The 15,460-nt window shown below is 60.2% G+C and carries 16 protein-coding genes; 1 reads left to right on the forward strand and 15 read right to left on the reverse strand.

Translation table 11 applies throughout. The annotated features are described in order from the left end of the window. The coding region (locus G463_RS22195; RefSeq protein WP_156900106.1) for a helix-turn-helix domain-containing protein at positions 1 to 273 on the reverse strand (273 nt) is incomplete at its 3' end. A 94-nt stretch (positions 274 to 367) separates the two neighbouring features. Here G463_RS22195 and G463_RS0106085 point away from each other — a divergent pair. After that, a complete protein-coding gene (locus G463_RS0106085) occupies positions 368 to 730 on the forward strand; it encodes an SPW repeat protein (protein WP_026974444.1) in 363 nt (120 codons plus the stop codon). 180 nt (positions 731 to 910) lie between these two features. On the opposite strand, the gene dut is transcribed toward G463_RS0106085, so the two are convergent. The 14 genes from dut to rimP all read right to left on the reverse strand — a co-directional run bounded on the left by dut (position 911) and on the right by rimP (position 15,247). Beyond that, positions 911 to 1,390 (reverse strand): dUTP diphosphatase, encoded by a 480-nt coding sequence (gene dut, locus G463_RS0106090; RefSeq protein ID WP_245575705.1) that lies wholly within the window; start codon positions 1,388 to 1,390, stop codon positions 911 to 913. A 43-nt stretch (positions 1,391 to 1,433) separates the two neighbouring features. Further along, the gene (locus tag G463_RS0106095; protein ID WP_026974446.1) at positions 1,434 to 2,693 is read right to left on the reverse strand and encodes a M16 family metallopeptidase; all 1,260 of its coding nucleotides are present in this window, start codon (positions 2,691 to 2,693) and stop codon (positions 1,434 to 1,436) included. A 69-nt stretch (positions 2,694 to 2,762) separates the two neighbouring features. Further along, the gene (locus G463_RS19120; protein ID WP_051322003.1) at positions 2,763 to 3,710 is read right to left on the reverse strand and encodes a polysaccharide deacetylase family protein; all 948 of its coding nucleotides are present in this window, start codon (positions 3,708 to 3,710) and stop codon (positions 2,763 to 2,765) included. 84 nt (positions 3,711 to 3,794) lie between these two features. Further along, complete coding sequence (locus tag G463_RS0106105; protein WP_026974447.1) at positions 3,795 to 5,900, reverse strand: polyribonucleotide nucleotidyltransferase; 2,106 nt, start codon at positions 5,898 to 5,900, stop codon at positions 3,795 to 3,797. 270 nt (positions 5,901 to 6,170) lie between these two features. Further along, positions 6,171 to 6,437, reverse strand: a complete 267-nt coding sequence (gene rpsO / locus G463_RS0106110; protein ID WP_026974448.1) for a 30S ribosomal protein S15 — start codon at positions 6,435 to 6,437, stop codon at positions 6,171 to 6,173. 180 nt (positions 6,438 to 6,617) lie between these two features. After that, complete coding sequence (locus tag G463_RS0106115; RefSeq protein ID WP_026974449.1) at positions 6,618 to 7,574, reverse strand: bifunctional riboflavin kinase/FAD synthetase; 957 nt, start codon at positions 7,572 to 7,574, stop codon at positions 6,618 to 6,620. Further along, positions 7,571 to 8,482, reverse strand: coding sequence for a tRNA pseudouridine(55) synthase TruB (truB, locus tag G463_RS0106120; protein WP_026974450.1), 912 nt, complete (start codon positions 8,480 to 8,482; stop codon positions 7,571 to 7,573). Before truB ends, G463_RS0106115 begins: the two co-directional genes overlap by 4 nt. Then, positions 8,479 to 9,507: a DHH family phosphoesterase gene (locus G463_RS0106125; protein ID WP_051322004.1), complete on the reverse strand. Its 1,029-nt coding sequence runs from the start codon at positions 9,505 to 9,507 to the stop codon at positions 8,479 to 8,481. The genes truB and G463_RS0106125 overlap by 4 nt, the downstream gene beginning before the upstream one ends. After that, positions 9,504 to 9,872 (reverse strand): 30S ribosome-binding factor RbfA, encoded by a 369-nt coding sequence (gene rbfA, locus G463_RS0106130; RefSeq protein WP_026974452.1) that lies wholly within the window; start codon positions 9,870 to 9,872, stop codon positions 9,504 to 9,506. Before rbfA ends, G463_RS0106125 begins: the two co-directional genes overlap by 4 nt. 92 nt (positions 9,873 to 9,964) lie before the next feature. Continuing rightward, positions 9,965 to 12,904, reverse strand: a complete 2,940-nt coding sequence (infB, locus tag G463_RS0106135; RefSeq protein ID WP_211227389.1) for a translation initiation factor IF-2 — start codon at positions 12,902 to 12,904, stop codon at positions 9,965 to 9,967. A gap of 19 nt (positions 12,905 to 12,923) precedes the next feature. Continuing rightward, a complete protein-coding gene (locus tag G463_RS0106140) occupies positions 12,924 to 13,310 on the reverse strand; it encodes a L7Ae/L30e/S12e/Gadd45 family ribosomal protein (protein WP_245575706.1) in 387 nt (128 codons plus the stop codon). Further along, positions 13,297 to 13,587 (reverse strand): RNase P modulator RnpM, encoded by a 291-nt coding sequence (gene rnpM / locus G463_RS0106145; protein WP_026974455.1) that lies wholly within the window; start codon positions 13,585 to 13,587, stop codon positions 13,297 to 13,299. The genes G463_RS0106140 and rnpM overlap by 14 nt, the downstream gene beginning before the upstream one ends. Before the next feature lie 33 nt (positions 13,588 to 13,620). After that, positions 13,621 to 14,739, reverse strand: a complete 1,119-nt coding sequence (gene nusA / locus G463_RS0106150; protein ID WP_026974456.1) for a transcription termination factor NusA — start codon at positions 14,737 to 14,739, stop codon at positions 13,621 to 13,623. A gap of 34 nt (positions 14,740 to 14,773) precedes the next feature. Next, positions 14,774 to 15,247: a ribosome maturation factor RimP gene (rimP, locus tag G463_RS0106155; RefSeq protein ID WP_026974457.1), complete on the reverse strand. Its 474-nt coding sequence runs from the start codon at positions 15,245 to 15,247 to the stop codon at positions 14,774 to 14,776. Positions 15,248 to 15,460: the final 213 nt, after the last annotated feature.

The following is a 15,460-nucleotide window of genomic DNA, read 5'->3' on the forward strand; positions in this document are numbered from 1 at the left end:
ACCACCATAGCGGGGTTGAAGAGCCTCAAAGCCTTTCTCGTTAAATGCGTGAATCACATGGCGGACATGTTCCTCCGACAAGTGATAGAGTCGTGCGATTTCGGGGACCTTCATTCGTTGAGCAGAAGCCAGGACAACCAGTGCTCTACGCACGGAGACCGGATTGGACCCCTTACGGGCAATACGAACCAATCTGTTACCCTCGGCAGGGCTCAATTCACGGACATACAGGCACATGAATATCACCACCGTTGGTGATATTCTCCATTCCACTGGTTGATCCTCCACTTTCCTCAAACTACGTTGCCTGAAGGGGCACTAGCGAAGACCGAGATGGCGAAGGACAACGGATGGAGGAAAGATGCACATGAAGGAAAGAAACTGGGTGTGTGCGGGGTTGGGGCTCTGGCTCACCGTGTTGCCGTGGGTGTTGGACTTTGGCGGGCAGCGCAGGGCGGCCACTGGACACCTCATTGGCGGCATTGTGCTCACCGTGGCCGCCATCGCGGCGGCGTTGCACCCCCGCGTGGATGTCCAGAAATGGTACGCCATTCCGCTATTTCTCTGCGGGATGTGGTTTGCGACCGCTCAGGCGTTTCTCGGCCACTACTCCATCGCCCAGTTCTGGAGCACCGTGTGGCCAGGCATTATTGTGGTAGGCATCGCGCTCTGGACATGGATGCAGTTCAATCGCTTTCTGGAAGGACGCAACCCGCCCGACGGCCGATGACGAACGATTCAAAGCCGGGGATCATCAAGCAGCAGGGGGCACCGAGCCCCCAACCTCGTGTCGTGGCAAGTCATCCAACGAAATCCTATTCGGTACCTCCGGTCGAGGGTTCGCCTCGAGTCGGGCGTATGCACACCACCCGTTGGGGTGTTTGTTTGTTTGCGACCTGTATCCTCGATGTCAACGTTGCACCGGTGAGACCCCGGTCGATCCGAACCCGTTTGCGCCCCGCTCTGTATCCGGGACCGCTTCCGTGTGAACCAACTGCGCCTGATGGACCGGCGCGAACACAATCTGGGCAATTCGGTCGCCAGGTTGGATGGTGAACGGTTCGTCGCCGAAATTCGTCAGCAGAACCTGAATTTCCCCCGTGTAGTCGCTGTCGATGACCCCGACGCCATTCGGCAATGCAATGCCGTGTCGCCACGCGAGACCGCTGCGCGCATACACCAGTCCCACGACTGAAGGTCCGGGGAAACTCAGTGCGATGCCCGTGGGAATCCGGACGCGCTGCAACGGCTCAATGCGGACCGGTGCTTCCACGCAGGCGTGCAGATCCATGCCCGCCGCTCCGGAGGTCGCGTAGCGGGGGAGGTATTCAGGCTTGTACAATGGCGAGACAACAGCGTACCCAATGTTCAGCGATGCCCAATCGTTCACGGTTCGACTCCTCTGCTCGTCAGACTACTCGTAAGGCCCGGGGTTACGACGTGTGGTACTCGGCAAATACGTTGGCATCCACCGGTCCCACGGCCGCCAGTGCAAATCGCTGCTTGAGGAGATTTGCGGCCACTCTCCGGATGTCGTCTGCGGTGACGCGCTGAATGCCCTTGAGCGTTTCATCCAGGGTCACTTCGCGCCCGAGCACCAACTCGTTTTTGCCCAAGCGGCTCATGCGGCTGCTGGTGCTCTCCAGACTCAACATCATGGACCCTTTGACCTGTTCGCGCCCCTTGCGCAGTTCATCGTCGGTCAGGCCGTGTTCTGCCACGTCTTCACAGATGCTCTCGACCACGGACATCACTTCCCGCACGTGTTCCGGCGAAGTGCCGACATAAATGCCGAACATGCCGCAATCGCGGTAGGAGGTGTGGAACGAAAACACGGAATACGCCAATCCTCTGTCTTCCCGAATCTCCTGAAACAGTCGCGAACTGCTGGAATTACCCAGCGTGTTGTTCAACAACACCAGCGCGTAGAGATCTTCGTGACCCGCCGGCAGGCCCGGTGCCGCCAAGCAGATGTGAATCTGCTCGGTGTCCTTTTCGCGGACGCAGAATCCCCGCGTGAACGTCGGCTGCACCAATCCGTCCGCTGGAAGCTCCGAACGATGGGTCGGCGCAGATCCAAAATACCGATTCACCACTTCAATCGCCATGGCCTCGGAAATATTTCCGGCGATGGCGACCACCATGTTCGACGGCTGATAGCGTTCGGCGACATATCCCTGGATGTCGGTCCGCGAGAAGCCGCGCAGGTTCTCCTCGAGACCGAGGATGGTATAGCCGAGCGGGTGGCCCGGATACACGCTTTCAGCCAAAATGTCCATCACCAGTTCATCCGGCTCGTCTTCGTACATCCGGATCTCTTCAATGACAACCTTTTTTTCCTTCTCTATTTCCTCCGGTGCAAAGGTAGAATGGAACAGCATATCCGACAGAGTTTCCACCGCCAGCTCAAAGTGTTCGTCCAGCACCTTCGCGTAATAACAGGTGTACTCCTTCGCCGTGAATGCATTCACATGCCCGCCGATGCTGTCAAAAACCTCCGCGATGTCGCGGGCCGTGCGCCGCTCAGTCCCCTTAAAAAACATATGTTCTAAAAAATGGCTTATGCCGTTATTGTGTATTGTCTCATAGCGCGATCCGGTGCCAATCCAGACACCGATGCTGACCGAGCGCATAGACGTCATTTCTTCACCAATCACTCGTACGCCGTTTGGCAGCGTGATGCGATAGGTCACATTGCTCCCTCCCATGCCGGGGTCGCCTATGTACAGCGTACATAACTATAACAAATCCCCCCAGGGGACTCAAGAATCGCGGGACACCAGCGCGGGAGGCGGCACAACGGCTGTTTCATCCACCATTTGCCCCACCGTTTTGCAGGTGTACCCTTTCTCCGCCAGGCGCTGCAACAATCGCGGCAAGGCTTCCACCGTCGGTGCCGTGGGATGCATGAGGATGAGTGCGCCCGGCTCCATCTGCTGATCGATCCTTCGAACGATGGCGTCCGCCGGCGGTCTTCTCCAGTCCAGGGTGTCCACCGTCCACAGGATGGTGTACATGCCGTGCCCGCGAGCCAGCGCCACGGTCCGTTGGTCATAGCTGCCACCCGGCGGCGCCAGCAGCCGTGGTGTTACTCCCAACGTATGCTGCAGCACCTCATTGGTGCCGATGATCTGTTGCGTCAACGCACTGGTGCCAATCCGCCGAAAATCCGGATGCCCGCTGCCGTGGCTGCCAACCTCGTGCCCGGCCGCGACAATGCTCCGCGCCACCTCCGGGTGTCGCCTCACCCACGCGCTGTCCAGGAAGAACGTGGCCCGTACACCTGCGCGGCGCAGCGCAGCGAGGACGCCCGGCACGTATTCCTCTCCCCACGAGACGTTGACCATCAGGGCGACCGATTTTTCCTGGGACGGACCGCGGTAGATGGGTTCCGCCGGCAGGCTGGCCAAGGATATCTCCGGAGGCGTGGGGTGCCACACCAAATGCAGCTTACCATCCGCGGCTTTGGTGGTCGCCGCATGACTCGCCGTTACATCCAGTTGCCAGCCCTGTAGTCCCGGGATGGCATGCCAAACCCTGTCCACTCGAGCATTCACAGCGGGGCGGCCGTATTTGGCCTGCAGATCCGCCCAAACCTCGGACGACGCTGTGACCACGGGTTTCTCTACCGCAAACCACGGTGCCAGAGCGACGTCGGCGCTTGGCATCGGACCCACTAACAGCGCCCACCCGAGCATCAGCCAATCCATCAGGTACGCCCTCCTCTCCAACCGTTCCGAGATTAGCGTACCCAGATCAGCAAAAAACCCTCCACGCCCGGGAGGGATTTCGCTTTAGGAGACCGGCTGCTGTCCGGTTCGTCCCGCCTGTTCCTTGAGCACTTCCTTGCGGGACAGATTGATGCGATTCTGCGGATCGATCTCCGTCACCTTGACGGTGATCATATCACCGACCTTGCAGATGTCCTCGACCTTGTTCACGCGGTTCAGGTCGAGTTGCGAGACGTGCACCAGACCTTCCTTGCCCGGCAGGACTTCGACAAACGCCCCGTACTTCTCCACCCGGGTCACCCGGCCGAGGTACGTTTTCCCGACCTCCACCTCACGGGTGATATTGAGGATTTGATCCCGCGCTCGATTGGCACCGTCCGCATCCGTGCCGGAAATGAAGATGCGGCCGTCCTGCTCAATGTCGATTTTGACCCCTGTCTCCTCGATGATCTTGTTGATCACTCGGCCGCCTGGTCCGATGACGTCGCGAATCTTGTCTGGATTGATCTGCAGCGTGAGCACCCGCGGCGCGTACGGAGACATCTGCGGTCGCGGTTCCGAAATGGCCTCCAGCATCTTTCCGAGAATGTACATCCGTCCCTCGTGGGCCTGTTTCAGAGCGCGCTCGAGAATGTCCTTGTCAATCCCGTCAATTTTGATGTCCATCTGGAGCGCCGTGACGCCCTTCGCCGTACCGGCCACCTTGAAGTCCATGTCGCCCAGGTGATCTTCCAACCCCTGAATGTCCGACAGCACCGCCACCGCATCGCCCTCTTTCACGAGTCCCATGGCAATGCCGGCCACCGGTGCTTTGATGGGCACCCCCGCATCCATCAGCGCCATGGTGCTGCCGCAAATACTCGCTTGCGACGTGGATCCGTTCGACTCCAACACTTCGGAGACCACGCGGATGGCGTACGGAAACTCTTCCGGCGGCGGAATGACCGGATCGAGTGCACGTTCACCGAGTGCCCCGTGCCCGATGTCGCGACGGCTCGGCGCCCGCAGCGGCCGCGCCTCGCCCACGCTGAAAGGCGGGAAATTGTAGTGATGCATGTATCGATTGGACTCTTCGACCCCGAGACCGTCCAAAATCTGTTCATCCCCGAGGGCGCCGAGCGTGCACACGGACATCACCTGCGTTTGACCGCGCGTGAACAGGGCGGACCCATGCGCGCGCGGCAGCATTTCCACTTCGCAGGAGATGGGCCGGATCTCATCCATTTTGCGGCCGTCGGGACGAATGCCTTCATACAGGATGGCGCCGCGCACTTCTTCCTTCAAAATGTCGTGGAGTACTTCCTGAATGTCCTTCTCCTGTTCGGGGAACTGCTCCGCCAACGCGGCCAGCGTCTCTGCGTTGACCTCGTCCACCGCGGATTGCCGCGCCTGCTTGTCCGGATTGCGAACCGCCACCTTGATTTTTTCCGTGGCATAGGCGCGGACCGCTTCGTTGAGCGCGGGATCGACCGTGTGCAATTGAACCTCGCGCTTCGGAACGCCGGCCTGAGCCACGAACTTCTCAATCTCGGCGACGATCTTTTGGATTTCGCGGTGCCCGAACAAAATCGCCTCCAGCATCTCGGCCTCGGGCACCTCATTCGCTCCCGCTTCCACCATCATGATGGCGTTCTTCGTGCCGGCTACGACCAGGTGCATGTCGCTCTGTTCCGACTGCGCCAAGGTCGGGTTGATGACCAATTCGCCGTTGACGCGGCCGACAATCACACCGGCAATCGGCCCATTGAATGGGATGTCCGACATGGTCAGCGCAGCCGATGTGCCAATCATCGCGACAATTTCCGGTGCGCAGTCCTGATCGACGGACATGACGATGTCCACCACCTGCACATCGTTGCGAAACCCTTCCGGGAACAGTGGTCGAATCGGTCGGTCAATCAGGCGCGATGCGAGAATCGCTTTTTCGCTCGGCCGTCCTTCGCGTTTAATGAAGCCGCCGGGAATCTTCCCGACCGCGTAGAATCGCTCCTCGTAGTTGACGGTCAGAGGAAAGAAATCGAGATCTTTTGGTTCCTGTGATGCCGTGACGGTGCACAGCACCACCGTGTCGCCGTAGCGCACATTGACAGCACCCGTGGCTTGTTTCGCCAATTTCCCCGTCTCGAGCACCATGGTGCGGCCCGCGACCGTGAATTCGTGCTTAATCATGCTTGTCCGTCAAGCCCCTTTCTGCCGTATCGAAGCGGATTCCTGACACGTTATGTACGATAAGTATACGGCGGGATCCGCATTCTTCGAACATTGGCACACCTCTAATTATGTATACTGTTCACCGAGCGTCCGCAAGTTCCTCTTCAGAAACGCAACTGGAACCATTTATCAGATTGGTGGGAACGAGGCCCGAATCCTGAAAATCCGAGCGGCGCACTCGCAGGACCCATTCGGAATGCAAAACAAGCGGGCCGAAGCCCGCCCGCCTCACCGACGCAGTCCCAGCGTCTGAATGAGTTCCCGATAGCGATTGACATCCTTCTTCCGAAGGTAGTTCAACAGATTCCGACGATGACCAATCATCTTGTACAAACCGCGGCGAGAGTGATGATCCTTCTTGTGCACGCGGAAATGTTCCGTCAGTTGGTTGATGCGCTCCGTCAAAATCGCAATTTGAACTTCCGGAGAACCGGTGTCCGTGCCATGGACTTGAAACTTCTCAACAATTTCCTTTTTCTTGTCATTCGACAGCATTCGTGTGAGTCCTCCTCCGAGTATTTCGAAGCGACATCCCTGCAACGGAGAAGGCGTCCGGAGGGAACGCGCATCCACGTCGCAGTTCAGGAGGCGAGCCCCCCAACGCTTCGTGAATTCAGACCTACCCAGTATATATGATTTTCCGCATACAATCAACGATTCCTGTGTGCCATCCCCTCAGTCCCGCTTGTTCAAGCCGAGCATCGACTGGGCATACAGCACATCCTGGCGAATCTGGTTCGTCAATTCCTCCACATTTTGAAATTTCTTTTCCGAACGGACGCGGCGAAGCAGCGACACGCGCAACCGCTTGCCGTACAGATCGCCGTCGAATCCCAACAGATGTACTTCCACGCGGAAGGTGGTGCCCCCGACCGTCGGCCGAAATCCTGCGTTCATGACCCCGAACCAGTTTCCACGCGGCGCGCCCTCGGGCTGATTGAGAATTTCCACGGCGACTGCGTAGACACCGCCGCCCGGCAGCACGTATTCGTCCAAATCACCGAGGTTGGCGGTCGGAAAACCGATTTTGCGCCCCAGCTTGTCCCCTGGGATGACGGTGCCGACGAACGAATAAGGCCGACCCAGCAATGCTTCGGCCGCTTCCACGCGCCCTTCGCCCAAATGCTCGCGAATCTGCGAACTGCTCACCTTTTGGCCGTTTTCCTCGACCGGATGAACCACGGTCACCGGCACGCCGATGTCCGCACACATCCGCCGGAGGTCCTCCACATCGGCTTTTCCTCCCTTGCCAAAGCGGAAGTCAAATCCGACCACCACGTGGCGCAGCGACAGGTTCGCCAGGTGCTCATGCACAAACTGTTCTGCCGTGGTGCTAGCGTACGCCTGGGAAAAATGTACGTGGTACATCCGCTGCACCCCGAACGCCGTCAGCAATCTCACCTTCTCCGGGAACGGCGTCAGCCACCGATCATATCCGGCCTTGTGCGCCAGCACCCACATGGGGTGCGGCCAAAAGCACATGACGCCAAATTCCCATCCCGGCTGCAGCCGGTCTCGGGCATGCGACAAGATGGCCTGATGGCCAATATGTACACCGTCAAACTTGCCGATGGCCAATACCAGTGGTTCTGAACTGCGGGGAGGCAGCGTCTCGACCTCAATGACGTTCATGGTGCATCGTCCCTCTTCCAAAAGACTTTTTTCGGCTGCATACGAAGGCCCGATCTGGTCGCGTCGACGTTCGCCACGCACACCAACTGCCCGCCACAGCATACCGCCACAATCCCGTTTGGTACCGCGGTCGCATCGCCCACGGTCACTCCCTGACCGCGCGCCAGTCGTTCGGCTTGCGCTTCGCTCACCGAAATGGATGCGAGCGTTCGCAAAGCCGTGGTCGGCGGGTGCAAAAACCGCTCTGGTTCGCTCGCATGTTCCAACACGTCCAGAGCCACCGCCTCATCGATGGAAAACAGGCCGGATGCGACACGGCGCAAGCGGTGCATGTGCGCAGGCAGATCCAGTCGCGCTCCCCAGTCCCGGCACAGCGCGCGAATGTACGTCCCTTTGGAACAATGGACCCGGAAATCGGCGAACGCCTGTTCACCGGGGCGAAACTCCAACACCGACAGTTCATGAATTTCAATGGGACGGGCCGGCAGTTCCACGTCCATGCCGTGGCGCGCATACTCATAGGCGCGTCTGCCCGCCACGTGCACCGCAGAATACCTGGGGACCACCTGCATGGACGGCCCTACGAAGGCCACCGCCGCCTGCTTCACCAACTCGTCCGTCAGGTGTACGGCAGACGCCCGCGCCATCACCTGTCCGGCGGCATCGTCCGTATCCGTCGCCACGCCGAAGCACACCGTTCCCTCGTAGACCTTGCTCTCGGCTGCCGCATACTCGAGCAGGCGGGTCGCCCAGCCCACGCACAGCACGAGGACGCCGGTGACGTCCGGATCGAGCGTGCCGGCATGTCCCACTTTCTTGGTGCCGAACACCCGCCGCACGCGATGCACCACGTCGTGCGACGTGAGCCCTGCCGGCTTATCCACAATCAGGACGCCGGAAACACTCACGCGCCCGCAGCCTCCAACGCGCGCTCAATCTCTTCGACGACGGCGTCCATGGCGTCGCCGAGGTCGCCGACGATGGTGCAGCCGGCCGCCCGTGTGTGCCCGCCGCCCGCGAACATCTGCGCAATGCGCGACACGTCAACCCGCCGCTTGGAGCGCAGGGAGACTTTGATCCGCCCGTCCGCGGTCTCCCGAAACAACGCGCCGACCTCCACAGTGTCGATGCTGCGGGTGAATCCGACGAGCCCCTCCGTATCATCATCCGTACACCCGGCGCCCTCGAGCATGCCCTGGGTGACGTAGAGAATGGCGTACTTCCCATCACTCGACACGGTGAGGTTGTTCAGCGCCATCTGCAGCAGACGCATTTGCGGCCAGGTTCGCGACTCCAACGCCGGTTCGGCGATATCGTACGGCTGCACGCCGCTGGCCAGCAGGCGCGCGGTGATGAGATGGACGTCTCGCGTCGTGTTCGGCTGCGCAAAACCGCCGGTGTCGGTGAGAATCCCTGTGTACAGGCAGGTGGCCAGCGGCTCGTTCAACTCCACATCGAGCGCCAGCGCCAAATGGAACATCAGTTCACACGTCGCCGCAGCATCGGCATCGACCCAGGCGGCCGCACCGTACCGGGGATTCGTGTGATGATGGTCCACGTTGACAATTTTGGCGCCCTCCGCAATGAACGAGCGTGCGTGAGCGAACCGCGCTTCGTCAGCGCAATCGACGGCAAGGACGTGTTGGAACTGTCGATCCACCGCCTGAATCGAGGTATACGCCTGAGAAAACAGCGGCAGGTAGTTGAACCGAGCCGGCAGCGGACCCTCTGCTACAAACCGCCACGTCTTCCCAAGCGCGGTCAGAATGTGCGCCGCGGCCAGAGCACTGCCGATGGCGTCTCCGTCCGGGCGTTCATGGCTCACAATCAGCCAGTCGTCATGTTCCTTCACGAAATCCACGACCGACTGCAGTGCGTCCGCATACCGAGGGGCAGGTATGCAGTCCAAGTGCCCCTGCGATTGTCGCGTCATTTCGGCGCCTCCCCTGTTTCTTCGTCGCGGTGAATCTGGCGAATCACGGATTCGATGTGCGCACTGTACTCTCCGGATTCATCCAGCTTGAATTGAACGTCCGGAGCCACCCGCATACGCAGCCGACGGGCCACCTCTCCCCGGACAAATCCGACCGCCCGTTGCAACGCGTCCATCGTCGCCTGCTTCTCCGCCGAGTTGCCAAGGACACTGACGAAAATCTTCGCATGCTGCAAATCCCCGGCCACCTCGACGCGCGTGACGGTCACGAAGCCGATGCGCGGATCCTTGACCGAGTGGCGGATGATGTCCGCAACTTCCTTCTTCATCTGTTCCGCCACACGCTGTGCACGAATTTTCACCATGACCCATCACTCCCAAGCAACCGTTGTGCAGAAACCGCCCCATCTGGCGACACCTGCCGCGCCGCCCCGTCGGGGCCGCGCCGTGGAGCCTATCACTCGGGCTTTACGGCCTCCATCTGGAATGCTTCCACAACGTCGCCAACCTTGATGTCATTATACTTATCCAGCGTCAATCCGCACTCGAACCCTTGGGCGACTTCGCGTACGTCATCCTTGAAACGCTTCAGCGTATCCAGACGGCCTTCGTACACCACCACGCCGTCGCGGATCACGCGGCATTCGGCGTCGCGCGTCAACTTGCCGTCGGTGACGTAACAACCAGCCACCGTACCAACCCGGGAAATGTGGAACGTCTGACGCACCTCGGCGTGGCCAATGACCACCTCTTTGTACGTCGGATCCAGCATGCCCTTCATGGCAGATTCCAGTTCTTCAATCACATTGTAAATTACGCGGTACAGGCGGATGTCCACTTTCTCCGCTTCCGCCGCGCGCGCGGCGTTGGCGTCGGGACGCACATGGAAACCGATGATGATGGCATTCGACGTGCTCGCCAGCAGGACGTCGGATTCATTGATGGCCCCGGCCCCGCGATGAATGACATTGACGCGAACCCCTTCAACCTCAATCTTCTCAATGGCCTGCACCAGCGCTTCCACGGAACCCTGCACGTCCGCCTTCACGATGACGTTCAGTTCTTTGACGTTGCCCTCCTGGATTTGCCGGTACAAATCGTCCAACGTCACGCGCGCCGTGTTCTGCTGCTGCTGGACCTTCTCTCGGTTCTGGCGTTTCTGGGCCAAATTCCGCGCGGATCGTTCGTCGTCATACACCACGAACAGGTCACCGGCGGACGGCAGCTCGTTCAACCCGAGAATCTCCACCGGCGTTGACGGCGGCGCCTCCTTGATGCGCTTGCCCACGTCGTTCATCATCGCGCGGACGCGGCCGTACGTCTGTCCAGCCACCACAATGTCGCCGACGCGCAAGGTGCCGTTCTGCACGAGCACCGTCGCAACGGTACCGCGGCCCTTGTCAAGCTTCGCCTCAATGACTGTACCGCGCGGTCGCGCTTTCGGATTCGCCTTCAGTTCCTGGAGATCTGCTACCAGCAGCACCATCTCCAGCAGCGAATCCAAGCCTTCCTTTTTGAGCGCGGAAATATTGACGAAGATGGTGTCGCCGCCCCACTCTTCGGCCACCAACCCATGCTGCGTCAGTTCCTGTTTCACCCGATCCGGGTTCGCGCCCGGCTTGTCAATCTTGTTGACAGCCACGATGATGGGGACGTTCGCCGCCTTCGCGTGATTGATGGCCTCCACCGTCTGCGGCATCACGCCGTCGTCCGCGGCGACCACCAGAATCGTCACATCGGTCACCTGAGCGCCGCGCGCACGCATGGTGGTGAACGCCTCGTGGCCCGGTGTATCCAAGAACGTGATGCGCCGATCCTGCACCACCACCTGGTACGCTCCGATATGCTGCGTGATGCCGCCGGATTCCGTGGCCGTGACGCGACTGGAGCGGATGGCGTCCAACAGCGTCGTCTTCCCGTGGTCGACATGGCCCATGATGGTGACCACCGGCGGCCGTGGCACGAGATCCTCCGGCTTATCTTCCTCCACGAGCATATCCAATGCCTCTTCATCCACCGGCTCGACAACGGTCATCTCCACGTTGAACTCACTGGCCACGAGTTCCATGGCATCCGTGTCAATCTCCTGGTTGATGGTGGCCATAATCCCTAAGAACAACAGTTTCTTGATGATTTCGGAAGGCTCCCGCTTCAGCAACTTCGCGAAATCGCCCACCGTCATCGGACCTTCCACGGTGATGCTGGTTGGAAACTCCGGCTTGCGCTCCTCGGATTGACCACCACGACGTTTGCCGGAGCGAACGAGCTTATCTTCATTGAACTGCTCTCGCCGATCCCGCGAAAAATCGTTGCGACTGCGCTCCCGTTCCTTCTCTTTCTCCTTCGCCTTCGACGCGGGGCTCACCGGTTTCGCGGTCACGCTCATCGGCGCTGCCGCCGGCCGTCCGCCACCGGGTCGTCCACCGCCCGGCCGACCACCGCCGTGGCCACCGCGGCCGCCACCGTAGCCCCCGGAGCGTTGACCTCCGCCGCCCTGGCCGCCGTAGCCGCCAGAACGCTGGCCGCCGCCGTAACCGCCGGAGCGTTGGCCACTGCCCTGACCACCGCCGTAGCCCCCGGAACGCTGCTGGCCGCCTCCGTAACCACCGGAGCGTTGGCCACCGCCCTGACCACCGCCGTAGCCCCCGGAACGCTGCTGGCCGCCTCCGTAACCACCGGAGCGTTGGCCACCTCCCTGACCACTTCCGTAGCCTCCGGAACGCTGGCCGCCTCCGTAACCACCGGAGCGTTGGCCACCGCCCTGACCACCGCCGTAGCCCCCGGAACGCTGCTGGCCGCCGTAGCCGCCGCGTGACCTGTTCCGATCTCCGTTACCGCCGGATCTCGGCCCCGCGTTGGTCCGGTGTCCGCCGCTTTCCGGCGCGTCTCCGGTCCCGGTGTTCATACCCTGATTGTGCTTTTCTGTCTGTGCGCTCGGCACCTCCGACCCGGTGCCCGTTTTCGTGTTCCCCTTCATGCTGTCCTCTCCCGCTGTTGCCGCCTCCCGTTCGCTCCGTGCTTCTGAACCTCTCGCGGTCTTTCCGGCCGCCGAGCCACTTCGCGCCGCGTCCGTGGCTTCTCTGCCGCCTTGATCATTCGCGAAGTTGACGTGCGCCGATGAAGCGGTTGATCCCCGCTCTGCCGGCCAGGCGCGTCCACCGGATTCCACCGCAGCCGTGTCGCGACCGCCCGGATGCGTGCCGGCGCGCTCGCGCTGGCGTTGCTTTTCCCGGAGCTCCCGTTCCACCTCGGACGCGTGCTTGATGGCAGCCTTCTGTTTCACATCCGAGAAAAATTTTTCTACCTTGCTGACCATTTCCGGTTCCATCACACTCATATGATTGGCCACGGGCACGTCCAGGCGGTTGAGAATGGTTAAAATCTCTTTACTCGACATGTTCAGTTGCTTTGCGTACTCATATACTCGAAGTTTCGCCAAAGGCTTCACCTCCGCCAGATTCCTTGAGATACTCCTGCATCTTCGCCGCAAAACCTTGGTCCAACAGCGCAACGGCAGCCGTCTCCGCTTTGCCGCACGCCCCGCCAAGCGTGCGTTTATCGAACGCTACGCATAGCGGCACCTGATAGTACGCACACTTGTCGCGGTACTTCTTGGCCATGTTCGCACCGACATCGGCCGCCATGAGCACAAGCCGCGCTCGGTTGGACTGGATGGCCCGCAAGACCGCGTCCGCGCCCACAGCCGCTTTGCGCGCCCGCACCGCCAGGCCAATCCACTGCACGGCACGCTGCCCGTTCATCGCGGAATCCGCCGCTTCGGCGCGTCCATCACGACTGTCCATCTGCAGCCAGCGCCCCCTCCAAGCGAAACTCCAACTCGTCAAATACGCTTTCAGGAATCGCTGTTTTGAGCGCCCGCTCGAGCGACTTTTTCTTTCGAGCCAATTTGAAGCAATCCATCTTCCGACACACGTACGCGCCACGACCGTTCTTGCGTCCGGTCAAATCGAGCTCCACGGCGCCGTCAGGCGTGTGTACCACGCGAATCAGTTCCCGCTTCGCATGCTGTTGCTGACAGCCGACGCATTTTCGCAGCGGCACCTTCTTCGGCCGTTGCATGAACACACACCCCCTTTCGATGGCTCCTCTGGCTCAGGGCTCGTTCAACCAGTCCGCGGACAACGTGCCAATGTCGTCCTCGTCGTCTTCCTCGGTCAGCCGTCCAAACATGCCGAGTTCCGCGGCTTGCGTTTCGCTCTTGATGTCGATTTTCCACGCCGTCAGCTTGGCCGCCAGGCGAGCGTTCTGTCCCTCTTTGCCAATGGCGAGCGACAACTGGTAATCAGGCACAATCGCGCGCGCAATTTTTTCATCCTCGAGAATCTGAACGGAGACCACCTTGGCCGGCGAGAGGGCATTCGCGACAAACTCCGCCGGATCTTCGCTCCACTTCACAATATCCACTTTTTCACCGTGCAGTTCATTGACGACCGCCTGAACGCGCATGCCGCGGCTGCCCACGCAGGCGCCAATCGGGTCCACCTCCGGATTCCGAGAGTGAACCGCAATCTTGGACCGGTGGCCCGCTTCCCGGGCCACCGATTTAATCTCGACAACCCCCTCAAAGATTTCGGGAACCTCGAGTTCAAACAACCGCTTCAGAAGTCCGGGATGCGTCCGTGACAAGACAATCTGCGGCCCTTTCGTGGTCCTCTCGACCCGCGTGATGTACGCCTTCACCCGATCCCCGGGCTTGAACTGATCTGTCGGCATCAACTCCGCCAGCGGCAGCACCGCTTCCGTCTGGCCGACATCCACATACAGCATGCGGGCATCCTGGCGCTGCACCACGCCGGACACAATATCCTCTTCGCGATCCACAAACTTACTGTAGACGATGGAACGCTCCGCTTCGCGAATGCGCTGCGTCACCACCTGCTTGGCCGTCTGCGCCGCAATCCGGCCAAAATCGCGCGGCGTCACCTCAATCTCGACGACGTCGCCCAACTGATACGTGGGACTGATGTCGAGCGCCGCGTCCAACGAGATCTCGAGTCGCGTGTCCACAGGCTGCTCGACCACCGTCTTGCGCGCGAACACCTTGACAATCCCGGTGTCCCGGCCAATCTCCACGCGCACATTGGGCGCCGAATTGAAGTTCCGCTTGTAGCCGGAAATCAGCGCAGCTTCAATCGCTTCCAGCAGCGTGTCCTTGTCAATGCCCTTCTCTCGTTGCAGTTGTTCCAGTGCGTCAATGAACTCTGCATTCATGAACAGGACCTCCCCCTTTCCAGGTCAAACAAGGTTAAAACTCGATGGCGAGCCGAGCGCCGGCCACCTTGTCGAGCGGAATGACAACGGTTTTCTCCACACCTTTCCGCCGAACGAGCAGCGTCAACTGTTCGCTGTCGAACGCGGTCAGCGTCCCTTCAAAGACCTTCTGCCCAGCCTCGGGTTCGTACAATGAAATATGTACGTATTCGCCAATCGCCCGCTCGAAATCCGCGGGTTTCTTCAAAGGCCGCTCGGCGCCCGGCGAGGAGACCTCGAGAAAATACGAATTTGGAATCGGATCGACCTCATCCAATTTATCGGACAACTGTTCGCTCACGCGACTGCAGTCGTCAATATCGACGCCTTCGGGCTTGTCGATGAAGACGCGCAGATACCAGTTGGCTCCTTCCTTTTTGTACTCCACGTCGACAAGCTCCAGACCCGCGGCCTCAACAATGGGCAGTGCCAGACGTTCCACAATGTCGGTCACACGCTCTTTCGGCACACACGTACCTCCCTTTGCTGATGAATCCATGACTCGCGCGATCCGCCCAGTCGACGCAGAGACACGTGAATCGCCCGAATCATAGATCAAAGAGTGGGGGAACCCCACTCTTCGCGTACGATACATATACGAAGTCTAACACTCAGAGTATAACACCAAGGTTGAACATCTGGCAAACACTTTATGCGGCGAAAAATTGCGGATTTGCCAGTC

Source organism: Alicyclobacillus contaminans DSM 17975 (assembly GCF_000429525.1).
GTDB classification, from domain to species: domain Bacteria; phylum Bacillota; class Bacilli; order Alicyclobacillales; family Alicyclobacillaceae; genus Alicyclobacillus_A; species Alicyclobacillus_A contaminans.

Coding starts and splice junctions, on each gene's coding strand:
- G463_RS0106115 (WP_026974449.1), bottom strand. CDS start 7,574: ATGAACGTCATTGAGGTCGAGACGCTGCCTCCCCGCAGTTCAGAACCA.
- G463_RS19120 (WP_051322003.1), bottom strand. CDS start 3,710: ATGGATTGGCTGATGCTCGGGTGGGCGCTGTTAGTGGGTCCGATGCCA.
- infB (WP_211227389.1), bottom strand. CDS start 12,904: ATGTCGAGTAAAGAGATTTTAACCATTCTCAACCGCCTGGACGTGCCC.
- rbfA (WP_026974452.1), bottom strand. CDS start 9,872: ATGGTGAAAATTCGTGCACAGCGTGTGGCGGAACAGATGAAGAAGGAA.
- rnpM (WP_026974455.1), bottom strand. CDS start 13,587: ATGCAACGGCCGAAGAAGGTGCCGCTGCGAAAATGCGTCGGCTGTCAG.
- G463_RS0106085 (WP_026974444.1), top strand. CDS start 368: ATGAAGGAAAGAAACTGGGTGTGTGCGGGGTTGGGGCTCTGGCTCACC.
- rpsO (WP_026974448.1), bottom strand. CDS start 6,437: ATGCTGTCGAATGACAAGAAAAAGGAAATTGTTGAGAAGTTTCAAGTC.
- nusA (WP_026974456.1), bottom strand. CDS start 14,739: ATGAATGCAGAGTTCATTGACGCACTGGAACAACTGCAACGAGAGAAG.
- G463_RS0106140 (WP_245575706.1), bottom strand. CDS start 13,310: ATGGACAGTCGTGATGGACGCGCCGAAGCGGCGGATTCCGCGATGAAC.
- G463_RS0106125 (WP_051322004.1), bottom strand. CDS start 9,507: ATGACGCGACAATCGCAGGGGCACTTGGACTGCATACCTGCCCCTCGG.
- G463_RS0106105 (WP_026974447.1), bottom strand. CDS start 5,900: ATGATTAAGCACGAATTCACGGTCGCGGGCCGCACCATGGTGCTCGAG.